The sequence below is a fragment of the Mesorhizobium sp. L2C066B000 genome (assembly GCF_000502335.1).
Classification (GTDB): Bacteria; Pseudomonadota; Alphaproteobacteria; order Rhizobiales; family Rhizobiaceae; genus Mesorhizobium.
Genome location: NZ_AYWZ01000001.1, coordinates 1,064,844 through 1,083,906 on the forward strand (window position 1 = coordinate 1,064,844; position 19,063 = coordinate 1,083,906).

At 64.3% G+C, this 19,063-nt stretch carries 18 protein-coding genes and 2 pseudogenes; 8 read left to right on the top strand and 12 right to left on the bottom strand.

The window, feature by feature from the left end:
• Window positions 1–52: 52 nt before the first annotated feature.
• Together X733_RS160915 and msuE are read left to right on the top strand one after the other, a co-directional pair.
• Window positions 53–709, top strand: coding sequence for a glutathione S-transferase family protein (locus tag X733_RS160915; protein ID WP_023749946.1), 657 nt, complete (start codon window positions 53–55; stop codon window positions 707–709).
• Between the two features lie 133 nt (window positions 710–842).
• Window positions 843–1,403 (top strand): FMN reductase, encoded by a 561-nt coding sequence (gene msuE / locus X733_RS160910; RefSeq protein WP_023685284.1) that lies wholly within the window; start codon window positions 843–845, stop codon window positions 1,401–1,403.
• Between the two features lie 271 nt (window positions 1,404–1,674).
• On the opposite strand, the gene X733_RS160905 is transcribed toward msuE, so the two are convergent.
• The 9 genes and pseudogenes from X733_RS160905 to pcaQ all read right to left on the bottom strand — a co-directional run bounded on the left by X733_RS160905 (window position 1,675) and on the right by pcaQ (window position 11,220).
• Window positions 1,675–2,706 (bottom strand): hydroxyacid dehydrogenase, encoded by a 1,032-nt coding sequence (locus tag X733_RS160905; RefSeq protein WP_023817873.1) that lies wholly within the window; start codon window positions 2,704–2,706, stop codon window positions 1,675–1,677.
• A gap of 252 nt (window positions 2,707–2,958) precedes the next feature.
• A complete protein-coding gene (locus X733_RS160900; protein WP_023817874.1) occupies window positions 2,959–4,404 on the bottom strand; it encodes an aldehyde dehydrogenase in 1,446 nt (481 codons plus the stop codon).
• Between the two features lie 94 nt (window positions 4,405–4,498).
• Window positions 4,499–5,282 (bottom strand): annotated as a pseudogene (locus X733_RS01000000165865) (coniferyl-alcohol dehydrogenase).
• 2 nt (window positions 5,283–5,284) lie between these two features.
• Window positions 5,285–6,349: a branched-chain amino acid ABC transporter permease gene (locus X733_RS160895; RefSeq protein WP_023817875.1), complete on the bottom strand. Its 1,065-nt coding sequence runs from the start codon at window positions 6,347–6,349 to the stop codon at window positions 5,285–5,287.
• On the bottom strand, window positions 6,346–7,242 hold the full coding sequence (locus X733_RS160890) for a branched-chain amino acid ABC transporter permease (RefSeq protein WP_023729446.1): 897 nt from the start codon (window positions 7,240–7,242) through the stop codon (window positions 6,346–6,348). Before X733_RS160890 ends, X733_RS160895 begins: the two co-directional genes overlap by 4 nt.
• Window positions 7,239–7,967 (bottom strand): ABC transporter ATP-binding protein, encoded by a 729-nt coding sequence (locus tag X733_RS160885; protein ID WP_023817876.1) that lies wholly within the window; start codon window positions 7,965–7,967, stop codon window positions 7,239–7,241. Before X733_RS160885 ends, X733_RS160890 begins: the two co-directional genes overlap by 4 nt.
• Window positions 7,964–8,704 carry an ABC transporter ATP-binding protein gene (locus tag X733_RS160880; RefSeq protein WP_023817877.1) on the bottom strand — a complete coding sequence of 247 codons (741 nt, stop codon included), beginning with the start codon at window positions 8,702–8,704 and terminating at the stop codon, window positions 7,964–7,966. Before X733_RS160880 ends, X733_RS160885 begins: the two co-directional genes overlap by 4 nt.
• 23 nt (window positions 8,705–8,727) lie before the next feature.
• Window positions 8,728–10,026, bottom strand: a pseudogene (locus X733_RS01000000165870) (ABC transporter substrate-binding protein).
• Window positions 10,027–10,302: 276 nt separating this feature from the next.
• Entirely contained in the window at window positions 10,303–11,220 is a 918-nt protein-coding gene (gene pcaQ, locus X733_RS160875; RefSeq protein WP_023685275.1) for a pca operon transcription factor PcaQ, read from the bottom strand.
• Window positions 11,221–11,312: 92 nt separating this feature from the next.
• Between pcaQ and pcaD the strand changes: the two genes are divergently transcribed.
• From pcaD to pobA, 6 genes are read left to right on the top strand one after another with little or no spacing between them, the layout of a single operon-like run.
• A complete protein-coding gene (pcaD, locus tag X733_RS160870; RefSeq protein WP_023817878.1) occupies window positions 11,313–12,122 on the top strand; it encodes a 3-oxoadipate enol-lactonase in 810 nt (269 codons plus the stop codon).
• A complete protein-coding gene (pcaC, locus tag X733_RS160865; protein ID WP_023668153.1) occupies window positions 12,115–12,528 on the top strand; it encodes a 4-carboxymuconolactone decarboxylase in 414 nt (137 codons plus the stop codon). Before pcaD ends, pcaC begins: the two co-directional genes overlap by 8 nt.
• Window positions 12,518–13,273, top strand: coding sequence for a protocatechuate 3,4-dioxygenase subunit beta (gene pcaH, locus X733_RS160860; protein WP_023736024.1), 756 nt, complete (start codon window positions 12,518–12,520; stop codon window positions 13,271–13,273). The genes pcaC and pcaH overlap by 11 nt, the downstream gene beginning before the upstream one ends.
• On the top strand, window positions 13,273–13,887 hold the full coding sequence (gene pcaG, locus X733_RS160855) for a protocatechuate 3,4-dioxygenase subunit alpha (protein WP_023817879.1): 615 nt from the start codon (window positions 13,273–13,275) through the stop codon (window positions 13,885–13,887). Before pcaH ends, pcaG begins: the two co-directional genes overlap by 1 nt.
• Window positions 13,888–13,903: 16 nt before the next feature.
• Entirely contained in the window at window positions 13,904–14,956 is a 1,053-nt protein-coding gene (locus X733_RS160850; RefSeq protein WP_023817880.1) for a 3-carboxy-cis,cis-muconate cycloisomerase, read from the top strand.
• Window positions 14,956–16,128, top strand: a complete 1,173-nt coding sequence (pobA, locus tag X733_RS160845; RefSeq protein WP_023817881.1) for a 4-hydroxybenzoate 3-monooxygenase — start codon at window positions 14,956–14,958, stop codon at window positions 16,126–16,128. The genes X733_RS160850 and pobA overlap by 1 nt, the downstream gene beginning before the upstream one ends.
• A 13-nt stretch (window positions 16,129–16,141) precedes the next feature.
• Here pobA and pcaF read toward each other — a convergent pair whose 3' ends face one another.
• From pcaF to X733_RS160830, 3 genes are read right to left on the bottom strand one after another with little or no spacing between them, the layout of a single operon-like run.
• Window positions 16,142–17,347: a 3-oxoadipyl-CoA thiolase gene (gene pcaF, locus X733_RS160840; RefSeq protein WP_023687925.1), complete on the bottom strand. Its 1,206-nt coding sequence runs from the start codon at window positions 17,345–17,347 to the stop codon at window positions 16,142–16,144.
• A gap of 1 nt (window position 17,348) precedes the next feature.
• Window positions 17,349–18,137 carry a CoA-transferase subunit beta gene (locus X733_RS160835; protein ID WP_023817882.1) on the bottom strand — a complete coding sequence of 263 codons (789 nt, stop codon included), beginning with the start codon at window positions 18,135–18,137 and terminating at the stop codon, window positions 17,349–17,351.
• Window positions 18,134–18,991 (bottom strand): CoA transferase subunit A, encoded by an 858-nt coding sequence (locus X733_RS160830; RefSeq protein ID WP_023685266.1) that lies wholly within the window; start codon window positions 18,989–18,991, stop codon window positions 18,134–18,136. The genes X733_RS160835 and X733_RS160830 overlap by 4 nt, the downstream gene beginning before the upstream one ends.
• Between the last annotated feature and the right edge of the window lie 72 nt (window positions 18,992–19,063).

The window sequence follows — 19,063 nt, forward strand, 5'->3', positions numbered from 1 at the left end:
AGCTATGCCCGACAGGCCGCTTGTCGGCGATAACGAAACTCAGGAGTTATTCATGCCGCCAATCGAGCTTTTTGTCGCGCAGCTTTGTCCCTATGCGCACCGTGTCAGGCTCGCCCTTGCCGAGAAAGGCCTGCAGGCGACGGAAATCGAAATCGATCTGCGCAACAAGCCGGCGTGGTTCCTGAAACTCACGCCGACGGGAAAGGTGCCGCTGCTGCGCCATCAGGGGCAATATGTCAGGGAGTCGGCGATCATCTGCGAATATCTCGATGATGCATTCCCCGAACGGCCGATTTTCCCCAGGGATGCTCATGCCCGCGCTGAGGCGCGCATCTGGATCAGCTTCGCCGACACGCAGCTTTACGCCAGGACGGCAACCATGATGCACAGTTCCGACGCTATGGTTCATGAGCGGATCAAGGCCCAGCTTGGCGACGCCCTGCGCTTTGTGGAACAGCATGCCTTTGCGAGGCGAGGGGCGGACGAACGGTTTTTGCTGGGCTCGGAATTCAGCGCCGCCGACGTCGCCTTCTATCCCTGGTTCGAACAGCTGTGCGTGCTTGAGAAATATCTGGGCTTTGCCATGCCGGCCGAATGCAAGCGCCTGCTACGCTGGCAGGAAATGGTTGCTGCCAGGGAGGCGGTGCGGACCTGCGCCAGGTCAACCGGCTTCTATCTGGAATCCTATGGCCGGCTTCTCGCGGCCTGAGACGAGCGGGCAAACGGAAAAAAATTCCTCACTATGGTGCTGCAAGGTCAGTCATTTGCTTCTTGCTGCAGGCGCAAGCCTGTAAACATGCGGTATGAAGCGGGCCTGCCCGCCGCGCAAGAGGTGCCAGAATATGCCCAATCCAACCGTCGTCGGGTTTTCCGGCAATTTCACTAGGCCGTCCAAGACGCGCGGTTTCGTCGACCAGGTTGTCAGGGATATTGCGCGCCAGCATGGCCTGTCGGCGAGCACCTATGACATCGAAGACCTCGGCCCGTCGCTCGGCGCTGCCAAATGGGCGCGCGATCTCGACGGCCAGGCCCGGGCAGTCTTCGACAGCGTCGTCAATGCCGATGTGCTGGTGGTGGGGTCACCGACCTACAAGGGCAGCTACACCGGCCTGTTCAAGCACTTCTTCGACCTCTTCGATCCCGCTTCCTTGCGCGGCAAGCCGGTGGTGCTGCTTGCCACCGGCGGCAACGATCGCCACGCGTTGATCGTCGAGCACCAGTTGCGGCCGTTGTTCGGCTTCTTCGAGGCGCTGACGCTGCCGACAGGGGTCTATGCCACGGACAAGGACTTTTCCGACGGCGTGCTGCGGGCCGAACCCATCCTGAAGCGCGTCGATCAGGTTGTCGGCGAGGTCGGGCTGGTGCTGGCCAATCGCTCGGCAGCCGGCGTTGCTGCCGGATAGAGCGAGGCGAGCAGAATAAAAAGGCCCGCCACCGACGCGAATCGTGACGAGCCTCCTTGGAGTAGGCCAGGCCTCCCACAGCCCGATTGCTTTCAAAATCAATACCCCGCCGGCTACGCCTGGCGGGGTATCGATAGTAGGATCTGGATCGAATGGGAGCGATCCGGCTGAAAAACGCCAATGCCGGAAGGTTCCCGGTCATCCTGAGCGGCGATGACAAAGGGGTTTTGGCCAACTGCGAAATCCGTCTCAGGCGGATTTCTCGCGACAACTAGTTCCTGTCCGCCGGCTTCGAACGCATCCTTGACACCGTCTCGCGCTCGGCGCGCTTGGAGCGCAGAGGCGGCAGGCCGCGGTCGATCAGGTCCATGTCCTCCAGCACCATGTCGCCCATGCGCTTGAAGGCGATGTCAAGCGCACCGGCGCGGTGGGCGGAGCGCAGGAAGCCGGGGATCGTGCGGACCGGATGGTCCTGCGCCAGCGGCTCTTCGGGGAAGACATCGCTGGCGGCGACGATGTGGCCGCTTTTCACCGCCGCCATCAGGGCAGGGAAGTCGACGACGCCGGCGCGGCTGAGCAGGATGAAGGCGGCGCCCTTGCGCATACTTGCAAAGGCCTCAGCGCCGAGGAAACCCTGGTTCTCCGAGGTCACCGAAGCGACGACGAAGACGAAATCGCTTGATGTCAGCACCTCGTCGAGCGAGGCCGGCTTCACCCCATTGTCGATCAGGATCGACGGCGGCAGCCAAGGGTCGAAGACCTTGGTGCGGGTGCGAAAACCCGACAGCAGTCGGTTGAGCGCACGGCCCAGATCGCCGAAGCCGATGATGCCGACATCGGCGCCGGACAGAAGCCGCGCCGTCAAATTGCCGTTACCGCCCCACAGCTCCTCGCCTTTGCGGAAGGCGAGGTCGGCATCGACGATGTTGCGGGCGAGGTTGAGCGCCATGGCGAGGCCAAGCTCCGCCACCGGCTCGGCGAAGACGAGGCCGGTGGTGACGACATGGATGCCGCGCGCAAACATCGTCTCATAGGGCATGTTGTTGATGAGGTTGGTCTCGACATTGAAGACGCAACGCAGCGCCTGCATCTGGTCCAAGGTCTCGGGCGAGATCGGCGGCTGGCCGATAATATAGCGGGCTTCGGCCAGCACGTCGGCGGGCAAGTTCGCCACGCCCTCGGCCGTCGTCTCGACGACGCGGTAATGCGCCTTGAGGCGCGCCAGCTGCGGTGGGGTGAAGATCAGGTCGAGCGTGCGTGGTTCCGGCGCGCTGATGACCAGGGGCAAGGCCTTGTTTGGCATGACGATTCCTCCCCGGCGCGATCCGCATCGCGTATTTTGCTTTGCACTTGTGGTAGTCCCAAAACCACTTGCCGCTTTCCGGCGGCATGTGCTTGAGGGTAAAATACCCACCATTAAACGATTTACAACTCCGGGAGGGGCCGCCGATCGCGCGGCTCGAGCCTTGCCGGGTTTTGATGCGGGAATCCGTTGGCTCGCCAGGCAACGGCCCTGAGGGCTCCTTCCCTTCTCCCCCTGTGAGAGAAGGTGCAGTCAAAACGGATAGTGCTGCCCCGGATCCTCGATGGTCAGCCAGCGCAGGTCGGTGAACTCGGCAATCGAGGCCTTGCCGCCGAAGCGGCCGTAGCCTGAACCCTTGACGCCGCCGAACGGCATTTGCGCCTCATCGCCGACGGTCGGGCCGTTGATGTGGCAGATACCGGCTTCGATGCGCGCGGCAACCGCCATGGCACGGCGGATGTCGCGGCTGAACACGGCTGAAGACAGGCCGTATTCGGTATCGTTGGCGACACGTACCGCTTCGTCCTCGCCCTTGACGCGGATCACCGGCTTGACCGGGCCGAAGGATTCTTCCGAATAGACGCGCATCGCTGGCGTCACGTGGTCGAGCAATGTCGCCTCGACCACGGTTCCGGTGCGCTTGCCGCCGGCCACAAGCCTGGCGCCCTTGGCGACGGCGTCGGCAACCAGTTCTTCCATCTTGTCGGCGGCTTGGTCGCTGATCAGCGAACCGAGTACGACATGGCCGCGCGGGTCGCCGGCCGGCAGCTGCGCGGCGCGGGCGGCGAGCTTGGCGACGAATTCGTCGGCGACCTTTTCATCGACGACCAGGCGCTCGGTCGACATGCAGATCTGGCCCTGATGCATGTAGGCGCCGAAGGTCGCCGCATTGACCGCGGCATCGATGTCGGCATCGTCGAGCACGACCAGCGGCGCCTTGCCGCCGAGTTCGAGCAGTGCCGGCTTCAAGTGACGGCCGGCGAGTTCGGCAATGATCCTGCCGACCTTGGTCGAGCCGGTGAAGTTGACACGCCTGACTGCAGGGTGCGCGACCAGTGTTTCGACGATTGCCGCTGCGTCCTTGGGGTCATTGGTGACGACATTGATGACGCCCTTGGGCAGGCCGGCCTCGACCAGCACCTGGCCGATCAGCCGGTGTGTGCCTGGGCACATTTCCGAAGCTTTCAGCACAACCGTGTTGCCGCAGGCGATCGGCATGGCGATGGCACGGGTTCCGAGGATGACCGGTGCATTCCACGGCGCGATGCCGAGGCAGACGCCGGCCGGCTGGCGGATCGCCATGGCCAGCGTGCCGGGCTTGTCGGAGGGAATGACCTCGCCCGAAATCTGCGTCGTCATGGCGGCTGCCTCGCGCAGCATTTTGGCGGCGAGCATGACGTTGAAGCCGGCCCAGGGGCCGGTCGCGCCGGTTTCTTCCATCATCAATTTGGTGAATTCGCCGACCTTGGAGTCCATGACATCGGCCGCCTTGGACAGCAAAGCGCGGCGCTCGCCCGGGCCGGTCTTCGACCACGTCTTGAAAGCGGCAGCAGCGGCTTCGACCGCGGCATTGGCGTCGGCGATGCTGGCTGCGGCAGCGCGGGTCGCCAGCTTGCCGGTGAACGGGTCCATGCGCTCGTAAGAGGCTGAGCCGGAGGCATCCCTTTTGTCGCCGTCGATCAGAAGTCCGATGTCCATTGTTCTCTCCCTCGCTCGCCGTGGAGCGTCTTTTCTATCTATTATCGACCACGATCTGATCCGAACACCGGCTCCCACTTTTCGGGATCATGGTCTAGAAGCCGAGTACCTCGGCATTGATCGATGCTTCAAGCCCACCGTCCACCGGCACATTGACGCCGTTGACCCAGCGTGCGCCGTCCGAGCACAGGAACAGCACGACAGGCGCGATGTCGCCCGAGGTTCCGGCGCGCCCGACCCTGGCGATGTCGCTGTCCACGCGGGCGTCACCCAGCACATTGCGGAACTGTTTGAGGAGGCGTCTCGACCGGGCCGGGGCTCACTGCATTGACGCGGATGCCGCGGCTCCTGAACAGGTCCTGATGTGCGGCGCGCTGCGTCCACAACAGCAGCAGCTCCTTGGAAACGGGATAGCCTTCCTCGTTCTTCACCTGATGGTCGGCGATCATCTTCGCCACATCGGGAAAGCCTTCGATGCCGACCATCGATGCCGCGCGGTTGAGATTGGCGCGCCAGCCATAGCCGGCGATCGAGGCGACGTTGACTACGGTGCCGCCTTCACGAAGTCTTGGTGCGAGGCCTTCCGAGAGCGCGCGCAGGCCGTAGAAGTTGACGGCCAGTGTCGACACCGCACCGGTGTTGCCGGGGAGGCCGGCGACATTGCAGAGCGCATCGATGCGCTGCGGCAGGCGCCCGAGGAGATCGTCGACGCCGGCCTTGGATGAGATGTCAGCCTTGACGAAACTGCCGGCCGATGCTGCCGGTTCACGCATATCGACGCCGATCACGTCAGCGCCCAGTTGGCCGGCAAGATCGGCCGTGCGAGCGCCGATACCAGAGGCGACACCGGTGATGAGGATGGTCTTGCCGAACAGCATGGTCACGCCTTTTCACTATGCGTTGCGGCCTGTTGCGGCGAAGGCGTCGCGTCACTATCGCCGGCGTTTGCCGGCAGCCTGACCCTGTAGCCGACCGGGAGCAGGCGCAGGCCAAAGCGCTCCTCCAGCGTTCCCCACACGCCGCGCGGCAGGAAGAGCGAGAACAGCACCGCCGTGGCGCCGAGGCCGATCAGATACCAGACGCCGGTGCCGCCGAACCAGGTCTCGATGAGGAAGAACAGCAGCGCACCCAGAATGGCGCCCTCGAAGGTGCCGATGCCGCCGACCAGCACCATGAAGATCATGTAGGCGGTCCACTGGACGTTGAAGTAGGTTTTCGGCTGGAAGGTGATCGACGTGGCCAACCACAGCGCGCCGGCCATGCCGATGCCGAAGGCGGCGAGCACGAAGAGCAGCCGCTTGGTTCCGGTGACGCGCACGCCGACCGATGCCGCGGCCTCCTCATTGTCCCTGATGGCGCGGATGGCCGCACCCGTGCTGCCACGCAGCAGGCTAAACAGGGTGGCGAGCAGCGCCGTCATCGCGGCCAACGCCAGCCAGTAGATCGTCGCCCGCCTGGCGCCGGCGTCATAGACGTTGAGCGAGATCAGCGACGTCCCGGTCTCGCCTTGCACCAGCCGGTCGAGATTGACCAGGAGATGGGTGAGCGCCGCGATCACCCACATGCCGATGGCGAACTCGCCGTTCTTCAGCTTCAGCATGAACAGCGACATTGGCCAGGAGATCGCGCCGACGATGATCGCCGAGACAAACAGAGAAGCGAACGGGTTGAGGCCTGCATCGGCCAGGCGGATGGTGAAATAGGCGCCGAGGCCGAAGAACACTTGCTGTCCCACCGAAACCAGCCCGCCGAAGCCGGCCAGCGCATTCCACATCGCCGCCAGCATCACATAGATGAACAAGGCGGTCATGCGGTCGACGGCGCCGTCCGACAGGAAATGCGGCGCAACAGCGAGCAGCGCGATGATGACGACAACCGCAATCGCCGAGATGCGCGAGGCGGGTGTGCCGCGCTCGATGACGGGGGCGTTTAAAACCGCGCTCATGATGCTTTCCTCGCGGGCAGGCGCAGCAGGCCGCGCAGGCCGAGGCCGGAGGTGGAGAGCCGGATGAACAGCACGATCAGGAAGGCGACATGGCCGCCGATCAGAAAACCTTGCGGATGGATCTGCGCGCCGAGCGTCTGGGCGAGCGCCAGAACGATGCCGCCGACCAGCGTGCCCCATAGCGAACCGGCGCCGCCGATCACCGCCGCCTCGAAAGCGAACAGCAATTGAGGTGCGCCGGTATAGGGATCGAAGGTGGCGCGCATGCCGAGGAAGGCACCGGCAAGACCGACCGTGACCATGGCGATGGCGGCCGCGAGGGCGTTGGCGCGGCGCGCATCGACGCCGACGAGACCGGCCGTGTCGGGATCTTCCGACGTGGCGCGGATCGAGCGGCCAAGCCTGGTGTTGGTAAGGAACAGCTGCAGTCCGCCAAGCAATATGACGGCGGCGGCGAACATGATCACGGCAAGCTTGCCGACATAGATGCTGCCCGGCCATTCCCAGGAATCGTAGGAGAGGCTGCCGATATAGGGCGCCAGCGAACGTGTGTCGGCGCCGAACTGCTCGAACAGCGCATTGTCGATGACGATGGCGAGGCCGAACGTGGTCAGGATCGGCAGCAGCGCGCCTCCACGGGCGCTGCGCTCGAGTAGGAAGCGTTGCAGCGCCCAGCCGATGGCCGCCATCAGCGGCAGCACGATGAGCAGGCCGACGAAGGGCGAGATATGGAATTGCGAGGCGAGCCACCACAGCGCGTAGGCGGAAAACACGGCCAGGCTGCCATGCGCGAGGTTGATGATGCGCATCACCGAAAACATGAAGGAGAGGCCGCAGGCGATCAGCGCGTAGTAGCCGCCGAGCAGGATGCCCTGGACGATCTGGTTGCTCATGCCGGCACACTCCCGGCGCTTTTTCTGTGCAGGCCGAAATAGGCTTTCGTCACTTCATCGCGGGACATGCCCTTGCTCGGGCCTTCCAGGTCGACGCGTCCTTCGAGCATGCAGATGACCTTGTCCGAGACCGAGAGCGCGCGATTGAGGTCCTGTTCGACCAGGATGATCGTCGTGCCGGAGCTGATCAGCCCTTGCAGCGAAGCGTATACGCGATCGACCACCAGCGGCGACAGGCCGAGCGAGACCTCGTCGAGCAGCAGCAGCTCCGGATTGCTCATCAACGCGCGGCCGATGGCGGTGGCCTGCTGCTCGCCACCGGAGAGATGCCCGGTCTTGGCGTGGCGGCGCGGCTTCAGATTGGGGAACGTGTCGAGCACTCGTTCCACGCTCCAGTCGCCGGGACGGCCGGCGGCCTTGCCAAGCAGGAGGTTCTCCTCGACCGTCATCTGCACGAACAGTTTTCGCCCTTCCGGCACCAGCGCGACGCCCATGCCGACGCGCTTGTGCGAGGGAACGCCGGTGATATCGGCGCCATTCAGCAGCACGCGGCCGGCCGTCGGCTCATGGGCGCCGGCGATCGCCCGCAGCAGCGTCGTCTTGCCGGCGCCGTTGGCGCCGACCAGCGCCAGCGTTTCGCCGCGCTCGATCGTAAAGCTCACACCGCGCACCGCCTGCAACAGGCCATGGCGGACGACCAGATTCTCGATTGCGAGCAGGCTCATTTCGGGCCTCCGCCGAGATAGGCGCGCACGACTTCCGGGTCGGCCATCACCGCTTGCGGCTCGCCATCGGCGATGATCTTGCCGGCGTCCATACAGATCAGCCGCTCTGCCACCTGCAGCAGGATGTGGACGATGTGCTCGATCCAGACGATGCCGATCTTGCGGCGGCGCAATTCCTTGATGGTATCGACAAGTTCGCTCGCCTCGCCATCGGTCAGTCCGCCGCCGATCTCGTCGAGCAGAAGCAGCGTAGGCCTTGCCGCGAGCGCGCGGGCAAGTTCCAGCCGCTTGCGGTCGAGCAGGCCGAGCGTTTCGGCGCGCCGGTTGGCCACGCCCATCATGCCGCACAGTTTCAGCGCCTCCAGCGCCTCTTCATAGGCCTCGTCGCGGGCGAGACCGGCGCCATGCGACGCGGCAACAAAAGCGTTCTCGAACGTGGTCATGCCGCTGAACGGCTTGGGCACCTGGTGCGTGCGCACCAGGCCGAGCCGGCAGCGCTGCGTTGCCGGCAGCGCTGTCACATCGCCGCCGTTGAAGGCGACCGTGCCGGCGCTCGGCGGGAAGGCGCCTGACAAGATGCTGAGCAGCGTCGTCTTGCCGGCGCCGTTCGGGCCGACGATGCCGACGGCCTCATCGCCATTCATGGCGAAATCGATGTCGTCGAGCACCACCAGCGCGCCGAAGCGTTTCTGGATGCCGGCAGCGCTGAGGATCGCGGCGTTTGCTGAACCGTTCACGATGCGATCCCCGTAGCCGTCCGTCAGCCGTTATACGGCTGGAGCTTGGCCTCGACCGGAACCTTCGGGTCGGTGGCGTTCTCGGTCACGACATAGTCGAGCGGGAATTTGCCGCCTTCCTTGGCCGCCACCCATTGGGTGCCGATGATCGGGCCGGGAGAGACATTGGCGACCGGGCCGCTGGTGAAGTCGACCTTGCCGATCATGGTCTCGGTGTTGAGCGTGCTCAGCGCCTTGGCGACGGCCGCCTTGTCCTTGGCGTCGGTGCTTGCCTTCAGGGCCTCGAAGCCGGCGTCGAGCAGCGACATCGAGGCGCCGAGCTGCTGCGTCCATTGCTTGCCGCTGGCGGCCTCATAACCGTCGGCCAGTTCGATTCCCGAAACGCCGGTCAGCGGCGACTTGTAGGGAAAGGCCTTGTGCCAGTAAGCGGCGCTCGAAATCTTGTTGCCGAGATCGCCCAGCGCCTCGATGTCGGACGGGAACAATCCGGTCTTGGCGACCTGGCAGATCTTGATCTGCTTGATCAGGCCTTGCTGTGCAGCCTGACGCCAGAAGGCGGCGAAGTCCGGCGGGATCGGGAAGGAGTTGAAGATCTCGACGCCTTCCTGCTTGAACAGCGCGATCTGCGAGGAATAGTCGGTGGTGCCGGTCTCGTAGGCGCCGGGATCGACGATGGTGAAACCCTGCTTTGCCAGCAACGGCGCCAGATGGGTGCGGATGGCATTGCCGTCTGCGTCGTTGGGATACATGACGCCGACCTTCTTGTTGGTCTCGATCAGGTTCCATTGCGAGATGTAGGTCCGGAAGAACTCGTCGACGCCGAAGCCGAAATGATAGGTCCATTTGAACGGCGAGGGTTCGCCGGGCTTGGCGCCGCGGCCGAAATACCAGGCCTCCCACGGCATGACGGTGGAGAGGCAAGGCACGCCGGCGGCTTCGCAGGCGTCGGCGACCGGGTTGATCACCTCCGGCGTCGACACCGCCAGCATCAGGTCGACGGCCTGGTTGTTGATGAGGTCCTTGGCGAGCTGGCCGGCGCGCGACGGGTCGGATTGCGTGTCCTGGTCGATGATCTCGACACTGTATTTCTTGCCGCCGATGTCGAGGCCGTTGGCGAGCGCCTTGCGGGCGAGGTCGAGCACATAGCCGTCGGTCTGGCCGAAGCCCGCGAGCGGCCCGGTGCGCGGGCTGACAAAGCCGACCTTCAGCGTGTCGGCGGCCTGCGCGAAGGCCTAGCCGCGGCTGAGCGCAAGTGCCGCGCCGCCGGCGAGCGATGTGGCGATGAACTGGCGCCGCGAGACGCCGGATTTGCTTGAGGTCATGCTGGTATTCCTCCCTTTCCTGACGGCACCTGGAGGTCACCGCCGGCCTGCTCAAAATCGATGCCGCCCGTTCTTAAGATCGGAGATCGCCCCGGCAGGCCTTGAGGCGGCAGCGGAACGCCGCCAATGCCGATAACGGCACGATTTCGATCCTCCCATCGTCACAGTGCCCTAGGTGTTTGGTTTGGTAAAATGATATTTTGCGGTGTTTCGTTAACCAACAGGTTATGGAAATACGGCTGAAGGCCCGCTCTGCGCCAGATTGGCGAAAGGTGCTCAGGCGTTCTGGCTGGCCGCCTCGCGAATGGTCTGCAGCAGGATGGTGAAGGCCGGCGAAGGCGCAGTGTCGGTCCGCATCGTCAGGCCGACCGGCCCTTTGGTTTCCTCGGTGTTGACGGGCAAGGCGACGAAGGCGCCGCTGGAGAGTTCGTTGGCGACGACACCTGTCGATATGATCCAGACCGCATTGCTTTGGCGCAGGAAGGCACGGCCGAAGGAATCCGAGACGGTCTCGATCTCGGTCGCAGGCGCCGTCATGCCGTTGGTGATGAACAGGCGGTCGACGAACGGGCGGATGACCGACTCCCGCGTCGGCATCAGCACCGGGAATTCATCGAGCCGGGCGAAGATGTCCTGGCCCGGCTGCAGCAGCGGATGGCCGGCCCGCACCACGAACAGCACCGGTTCGGAATAGAGATGCTCGAAGAAGAAGCCGGTCATGTTTTCCGGCGCCGCAAGCCGGCCGACGACGAGATCGAGCGCACCGACGCGCAACTGTTCCAGCAGGACCGCGTTCTCGCCGGTGACGATCTTGATCGCAGCACCGGTATTTTCACTCAGGAACAGGCTTATGGCGCGTGGCATCACCTTGGCCGACACTGTCGGGAGCGCGCCGATGCGGATCGGATGCCGGTTGATGGCGCCGTCCTGGCGGACGGAATCGACGCCGCGCTTCAGTGCCGTGATCGCCGTGCCCGCATGGCCGAGAAAGATTTCGCCAAGCCGCGTCACCCTGATGCCGCGGCCGTCGCGTTCGACGACAGCTATGCCAAGCGCCTCCTCCAGTTCGCGCAACGTCTTGGTCACTGCCGGTGGGCTGACATGGAGAAAGTCGGCCGCCCTCGCCACGCTGCCTTGCCGCGCTACCTCAAGGAATGCCTGCAGGTGACGGAACCTTATGCGGCTTTCGGACATGTTCTCATAACCTAGCAGTTAATGAAACGGCGTAAAATATCATTTTACCAAACCAAATGCCTTGTGCAATGTGAACACGGAGGATCGAAATCTTGCCATTCATTAACATTGGCGGCATCACGCTGCACCATCGCCATATCAAGGCGAAGGGAAATGCGCGGCCGATCGTGTTCATCAATTCGCTGGGCACCGACTTCCGCATCTGGGACGAGGTGTTGTCCGAACTGGGTGGCGAAATGCCTGCGTTGGTCTACGACAAGCGCGGCCACGGCCTGTCCGACATTGGTGGCGTCAGCTCGATCGACGAGCATGTCGATGATCTGTCGGGCCTGATCGATCATTTCGAACTGAGCAATGCGGTGCTGTGCGGCCTGTCGGTGGGCGGCCTGATTGCGCAAGGGTTTTATGCCCGGCGCCCCGAAATCGTCGACGGCCTCATCCTGTGCGACACCGCCCACAAGATTGGCACGGCCGACAGCTGGAACACCCGCATCGAAACGGTCGAAAGCAAAGGCATCCAGGCCATCGCCGATGCCGTGCTCAAAATGTGGTTTACGCCTGCCTTCCACGCGGACCGTGTCGCCGAGCTCGACGGCTACTGGAACATGATGACCCGGCAAGCCGTCGCCGGCTATATCGGCACCTGCGCCGCGGTGCGCGATGCCGATTTCACCGAGGCCGCGCAGGCGATCGCGGTGCCCACGCTTTGCGTCGTTGGCGACCAGGACGGCTCGACGCCGCCGGATCTCGTCCGCTGGCTGGCCGATCTGATCCCAGGCGCACATTTCGAAATCATTCGTGACGCCGCGCACATCCCTTGCGTCGAACAGCCCGAGGCGCTGACCACCCTGATCCGCGATTTCGTCGCGGCGCTTCCCCTGAGAAAGCAGACCCATGGATGAACTGCCCAAAAACGAAACCAGATACCGAACCGGGCTGACCGTCAGGCGCTCGGTGCTCGGCGACCCTCATGTCGATCGCAGCGAGGATGCCGTCACCGATTTCGACCGGCCGTTCCAGGAGCTGATCACCGAGGCAGCCTGGGGCACTGTGTGGGCGCGTCCGGGCTTCAGCAGGCGCGAACGCTCGATCGTGACGCTGGCACTGCTGGCCGCCCTTGGCCATGATGAAGAGGTCGCCATGCATGTGCGCGCCACCGCCAACACCGGTGCGTCGCGCGACGATATCTGCGAAGCGTTCCTGCATGTCGCGATCTATGCCGGCGTGCCGGCCGCCAACCGCGCCTTCAGGATCGCCAAGGAGGTGTTTTCGGAAATGGACGGAAGCAGGGCTGGCCATGCCAGCTGATGCCGGCTCGAACCGCAGGCCCGAGAGCGGCGCCTTCTTCCAGCGCGACCGCGGCTGGCATCCGCCGGCGCTGACGCCCGACTACAAGACGTCAGTGCTGCGCTCGCCGCAAAAGGCGCTGCTGGCCTTCGACAACACGGCTTCGGAAATCACCGGTCCGGTGTTCGGCCACGCCATGCTGGGCGAACTCGACAATGACCTGATCCACAATTTCGCAAAGCCCGGAGAGAGCGCCATCGGCGAGCGTATCATCGTCTATGGCCGCGTGCTCGACGAGCGCGGCCAGGGCGTCTCAGGCGCGCTGCTCGAATTCTGGCAGGCCAATTCAGGCGGCCGCTACCGCCACAAGAAGGACGGCTATCTCGCGCCGCTCGATCCGAATTTCGGCGGCTGCGGCCGCACCATCACCGATGCCGATGGCGGTTATGCCTTTCGCACGGTGAAGCCAGGTCCCTATCCCTGGCCGAACGGGCCCAATGACTGGCGGCCGTCGCACGTCCATTTCTCGGTGTTCGGCCACGGCTTCGCACAGCGGCTGATCACCCAGATGTATTTCGAGGGCGACCCGCTGATCTGGCGATGCCCGATCGTGCGCGGTATCCGCGACAAGGCGGCGATTGAGACGCTGGTCGCCGCGCTCGACATGCAGGCGACGATCCCGTTCGACGCGCGCGCCTACAAGTTCGACATCGTGTTGCGCGGACGCCGTGCCTCGCTGTTCGAAAACCGTCCGGAGGGCAATTGATGGCGCAGTCGCTCAGCCGGCTGAAGGAGAGCCCGTCGCAGACCGCCGGGCCCTACGTGCATATCGGGCTGACGCCGAATTTCGGCGGTATCGGCGGCGTCTACCCGACAGACCTGGGCGCCACGATGCTCAACGACAACGCCAAGGGCGACCGCATCGGTTTGCGCATTCGCGTGCTCGACGGCACCGGCACGCCGCTCAGGGATGCGTTGATCGAGATCTGGCAAGCGGATGCCAATGGCTTCTACAATTCGCCGGCTGAATTGCGCGGCGATGCCGATCCGGATTTTCAGGGCTGGGGCCGTCAGCCGACCGACATGGAAACCGGCCTGTGCAGTTTTCAGACGATCAAGCCGGGACGCGTGCCGTATGGCGACGGCCGGCTGATGGCGCCGCATATCAGCCTGTGGATCGTCGCCCGCGGCATCAATATCGGCCTCCACACGCGGCTCTATTTCTCCGATGAGGCCAAGGCCAATGCCGAGGATCCGATCCTGGCCCGCATCGAGCACAAGGTGCGCGTGCCGACGCTGATCGCCGAGCGGCAAGGCGACGACTATATTTTCGACGTCCATCTCCAGGGGGAGAAGGAAACGGTCTTCTTCGACAGCTGACGGAGGAAACCAGCACATGACCGTATCGCCCTTCGACCATCCGCTGCTTTCCGGCCTGCTCGGCGACGAGGAGGCGGCTCGGCATTTTTCGGTGGATGCGGAAATCGCCGCCATGCTCGATTTCGAGCGCGCGCTGGCGCAAGCGGAAGCCGAAAGCGGGATTATCGGCACGGATGCCGCCGCGGCGATTATACCTGTCCTGTTGTCATACAAGCCGGACACCGCGCGGCTGCGGGCCGGTGTGGCGAAGGATGGCGTGATCGTGCCCGAACTGGTGCGCCAGTTGAAGGCAGCGGTCGGCGCGCCGCACGACGCCGGCGTGCATTTCGGCGCAACCAGCCAGGACGTCATCGACACTGGCCTGGTTCTTCGGCTGCGCCGGCTCATTGAACATCTCGACCTGCTGCTGACTGAAAACATTTTGCGGCTGGTGGGGCTGGAAGAACGTTTTGGCAGCCGTGCATTGACAGCGATTACGCGCATGCAGCCGGCGATCCCAATTCAGGCGTCGGACCGCGTGGCGGTGTGGCGCACGCCGCTGCAACGGCATCAGCAGAGACTCTCGGAGCAATCCAAGCGTCTGCTGGTAGTGCAATTCGGCGGCGCCGCCGGCACGCTGGAAAAGCTCGGCGACAAAGGCCCCGCAGTGCGCGCCGCCCTTGCCGCAAAGCTTGGCCTTGGCGATGCGCCGCAATGGCACAACCAGCGCGATGCGCTGGCCGAGTTCGCCGGTTTGCTGTCGCTCATCACCGGCAGCCTCGGCAAGTTCGGCCAGGACGTCGCCCTGATGGCGCAGAGCGGCACCGAGATCAAACTATCCGGCGGTGGCGGCTCATCGGCCATGCCGCACAAGCAGAATCCGGTCAAGGCCGAAGCGCTGGTGGCGCTGGCCCGCTTCAACGCCACGCAGCTTTCCGGCATGCACCAGGCGCTGGTGCATGAGCAGGAGCGCTCCGGTGCTGCCTGGACGCTGGAATGGCTGCTCTTGCCGCAGATGGCGGTTGCGACCGCGGCTGCGCTACGGCTCGCCGCCGAACTCGCCGGACAGATCGAAAGCCTGGGACACTGATGCGCACCCGGATTGTCATTGTCGGCTCCGGACCGTCCGGGCTGCTGCTCGGCCAGCTGCTTAGCGGCATCGGCGTCGAAACCGTGATCCTCGAACGTTCGAGCCGGGAGCACGTGCTTGGCCGCGTGCGGGCAGGGGTGCTCGAACAGGGCACTGTCGAGCTGCTGGAGCAAGCAGGCGCAGCGGCAAGGCTGCATGCTGAGGGTCTACCCCATGCCGGCGTCTCGCTTGCCTTCGGCGGCAGCCTGCACCGGCTCGACCTCACGGCACTGACTGGCGGCAAGCATGTCACCGTCTATGGCCAGACCGAAGTGACGCACGATCTGATGGACAAGCGCGAGGCGGCCGGACTGACCACAGTCTACGAGGCGGCAAGCGTCGCGTTGCACGGTTTCGACGGGCGAGCGCCTTACGTCACCTATGACAAGGATGGCATCAGCCATCGCATCGACTGCGATTTTATCGCCGGCTGTGACGGCTATCACGGCGTCAGCCGCAAATCGGTGCCTGAGCGGGCGCTGAAAACCTTCGAGCGGACCTATCCCTTCGGCTGGCTCGGCGTGCTGGCCGAAGTGCCGCCGGCCGATCACGAACTGGTCTACGCCAACCATGAGCGGGGCTTTGCGCTATGCTCGATGCGGTCGACTCATCGCAGCCGCTACTATGTGCAGGTCCCCGCTGACGAACAGGTCGAGTCCTGGAGCGACGATCGCTTCTGGGACGAGTTGCGCAGTCGCCTGCCGGAACCGACCGCAGCCGCCGTCGTTACCGGCCCGTCCTTCGAAAAATCGATCGCGCCGCTGCGCTCCTTCGTAGCCGAACCGATGCGCTTCGGCCGGCTGTTCCTGGTCGGCGACGCCGCCCATATCGTGCCGCCGACGGGCGCCAAGGGGCTCAACCTCGCCGCCAGCGACGTGCGCTATCTCTTTGCCGGGCTTCGTGAATTCTATCTGGACAAGTCGCCGGCCGGGCTCGACGCCTATTCAGCCAAAGCGCTGGCTCGGGTGTGGAAGGCGGTGCGCTTCTCCTGGTGGATGACGACGATGCTGCACCGCTTTCCCGATACGGGCGAGTTCGGCCAGCGCATCCAGGAAGCCGAGCTCGACTATCTCGTGCATTCGCAGGCGGCGTCGACCGCGCTGGCGGAGAACTATGTCGGTTTGCCCTATTAAGGGCAGTGCGATCTCAAACCCGTTCGAGCGCCACTGCGATGCCCTGGCCGACGCCGATGCACATGGTGGCGAGCGCATAGCGGGCGCCGCGCTCGCGAAGCTCCAGCGCAGCCGTGCCTGCAATGCGCGCGCCCGACATGCCCAAGGGATGACCAAGCGCGATGGCGCCGCCATTGGGGTTGACGTGCTCCGCATCCTCGGCGATGCCGAGTTGGCGGAGCACGGCGATGCCTTGGGAGGCGAAGGCTTCGTTGAGTTCGATGACATCGAATTGGTGCGGTGTCAGGCCGAGGCGAGCGCAGAGCTTTTGTGTCGCCGGAGCAGGGCCGATGCCCATGATGCGCGGCGCCACGCCGGCGGCAGCGCCGCCGAGGATGCGGGCGATCGGCGTCAGGCCGTGTTTTTTCACAGCCGCTTCGGAGGCGATGATCAGCGCCGCCGCGCCATCGTTGACGCCCGATGCGTTGCCGGCGGTGACCGTGCCGTCTTGCCGGAACGGCGTCGGCAATTTGGCCAGCGACTCGACCGTGGTGCCGGCGCGGGGATGCTCATCCTTCGATACGATAGTCGCATCGCCCTTTTTCTGCGGGACCGTCACCGGGGTAATCTCCTTCGCCAGCCGGCCATTGGCCTGTGCCGCGACGGCCTTGTCCTGGCTGCGCACGGCAAAGGCGTCCTGGTCGGCGCGCGACACTGAAAAATCCTCGGCGACGTTCTCGCCGGTCTCCGGCATGGAATCGACGCCATATTGTTTCTTCATCAGCGGGTTGATGAAACGCCAGCCGATGGTGGTGTCATGGATCTCGGCATGGCGTGAAAAGGCGGTCTCGGCCTTGGGCATGACGAAGGGCGCGCGGCTCATCGATTCGACGCCGCCGGCGATCATCAACTCGGCTTCGCCCGCCTTGATGGCGCGGGCGGCAATGGTGAGCGCGTCCATGCCGGACCCGCAGAGGCGATTGACGGTCGAGCCTGAAATTTCCTTCGGCAGTCCGGCCAGGAGCAGCGACATGCGGGCTACATTGCGGTTGTCCTCGCCGGCCTGATTGGCGCAGCCATAGACGACGTCGTCGACAGCCTGCCAGTCGATGCCGGCATTGCGCTCGACCAGCGCCTTCAGCGGGATGGCGCCAAGATCGTCGGCCCGCACCGACGACAGCGAGCCGCCGAAACGGCCGATCGGGGTGCGGATGTAATCGCAGATGAATGCCTCGGTCATGTCATGCGGCCTTTTCTTTTCCGCTTCCCTCATGCGCCGCCTTGGTGCGGGCCTGCAGGTCACGCAATGTCGTCAGCTCGAGTTCCGTCGGCGCCGGCGTTTCGTCAAGCGCCTCGGCGAACTTTACGATCCAGCCGCAGCTGTCCTGCACCTCAAGCCGCGTCACGCCGGGATGCAGCGACACCACGGTGAATTCCTTGCTCATCGGGTCGGGCTTCCAGATGGCGAGGTCGGTGATCAGCAGCGTCGGTCCAGCGGTCTCGATGCCGAGGCGCTGGCGATGGTCGCCGCCATTGCCATGGCCGAAGGAGGTGAAGAAGTCGATCTTCTCGACCATGCCGCGCTTGGACTGCGCCATGGTGATGTAGATCTCCTTCGACGAGGTGGCGATCTCCGGCGCGCCGCCGCCGCCGGGCAGGCGGGTCTTGGGATGCGCATAGTCGCCGATGATGGTGGTGTTGATGTTGCCGAACTTGTCGAGCTGGGCGGCACCGAGGAAACCGATCGAAATGCGACCGCCCTGCAGCCAGTAGCGAAACATCTCCGGCACCGAGACGGTCGTGACGGCGGTGTCGCAAAGTTCGCCGTCACCGATCGACAGCGGCAAAACATCGGGCGCGGTGCCGATGGTGCCGCTTTCATAGATCAGCGTGATGTCGGGCGCATGCGTCAGTCGCGCGACGTTGCAGGCGGCCGACGGCGCGCCAATGCCGACGAAGCAGACATCGTCGTTTTTCAGGGCTCGGCTGGCGGCAATCGTCATCATCTCATTGGGAGTAAAGCCGCTCATGCCGCGCTCCTCAGATGCTTTACGCGGCCGGCGAAATCGTCCGCCGTGCGCTCAAGGACATTGGCCTGCATCCAGGTCTGGAATTTTTCACGGTCGGCGGCGATGTCGTCCCATTCGAGATAGGCGGCGTTGTCCCTGGCATAGTAGCCGTGCGTGTAGGAGGGATGCGAACCGCCTGATACCACCGAGATCGCAGCGATGGTCCAGCGCGGCAGCACGGTGAGGTTGGGATGCAGGTCGTCGAAATTGTCGACGACTTCCTCTACCGTCACCACGGCGCGCTTGGCCGCGAGCACCGCTTCCTTCTGGATGCCGATAATGCCTTCGACCAGCACATTGCCTTTTTTGTCGGCCTTCTGAGCGTGGATGAAGGTCACGTCCGGTCGGATGGAAGGAACGGCGGCAAGCACCTCGCCGGTGAACGGGCAGGTGACCGAGCGGATGTTGGGATTGACTGCCGCCAGCCCGGCGCCGCGATAGCCGCGGAACACCGCGCAAGGCAGGCCGGCAGCTCCCGCCTCGTAGGCGTTGGCCATGCCGGCATGGCTGTGCTCCTCGATCTCGATCGACCGGGGGAAGCCGTTCTCGATGGCGTCGCGGGCGCGGCGCAGCAGGCCGACGCCGGGATTGCCGACATAGGAGAAGATGATCTTCTTGGCCATGCCCATGCCGATCATCTGGTCGTAGATCAGGTCGGGGGTCATGCGGATGAGCGTCAGGTCGCGAAAGCCCTGGCGGATGGCCTCATGCGCCGCCGCCGTCGGGATCAGATGCGTGAAGCCTTCGAAGGCGACCGTATCGCCATCATGCAGGTTCTCAGCCACGGCCTGTTTGAGCGGCAGGAAATTGACCATCGCCAAGAACTCCGAAGTTCAAAAAGTTCGTATTGCGAACATTTGTTTTGTATGAGATATTTTTACATCGCG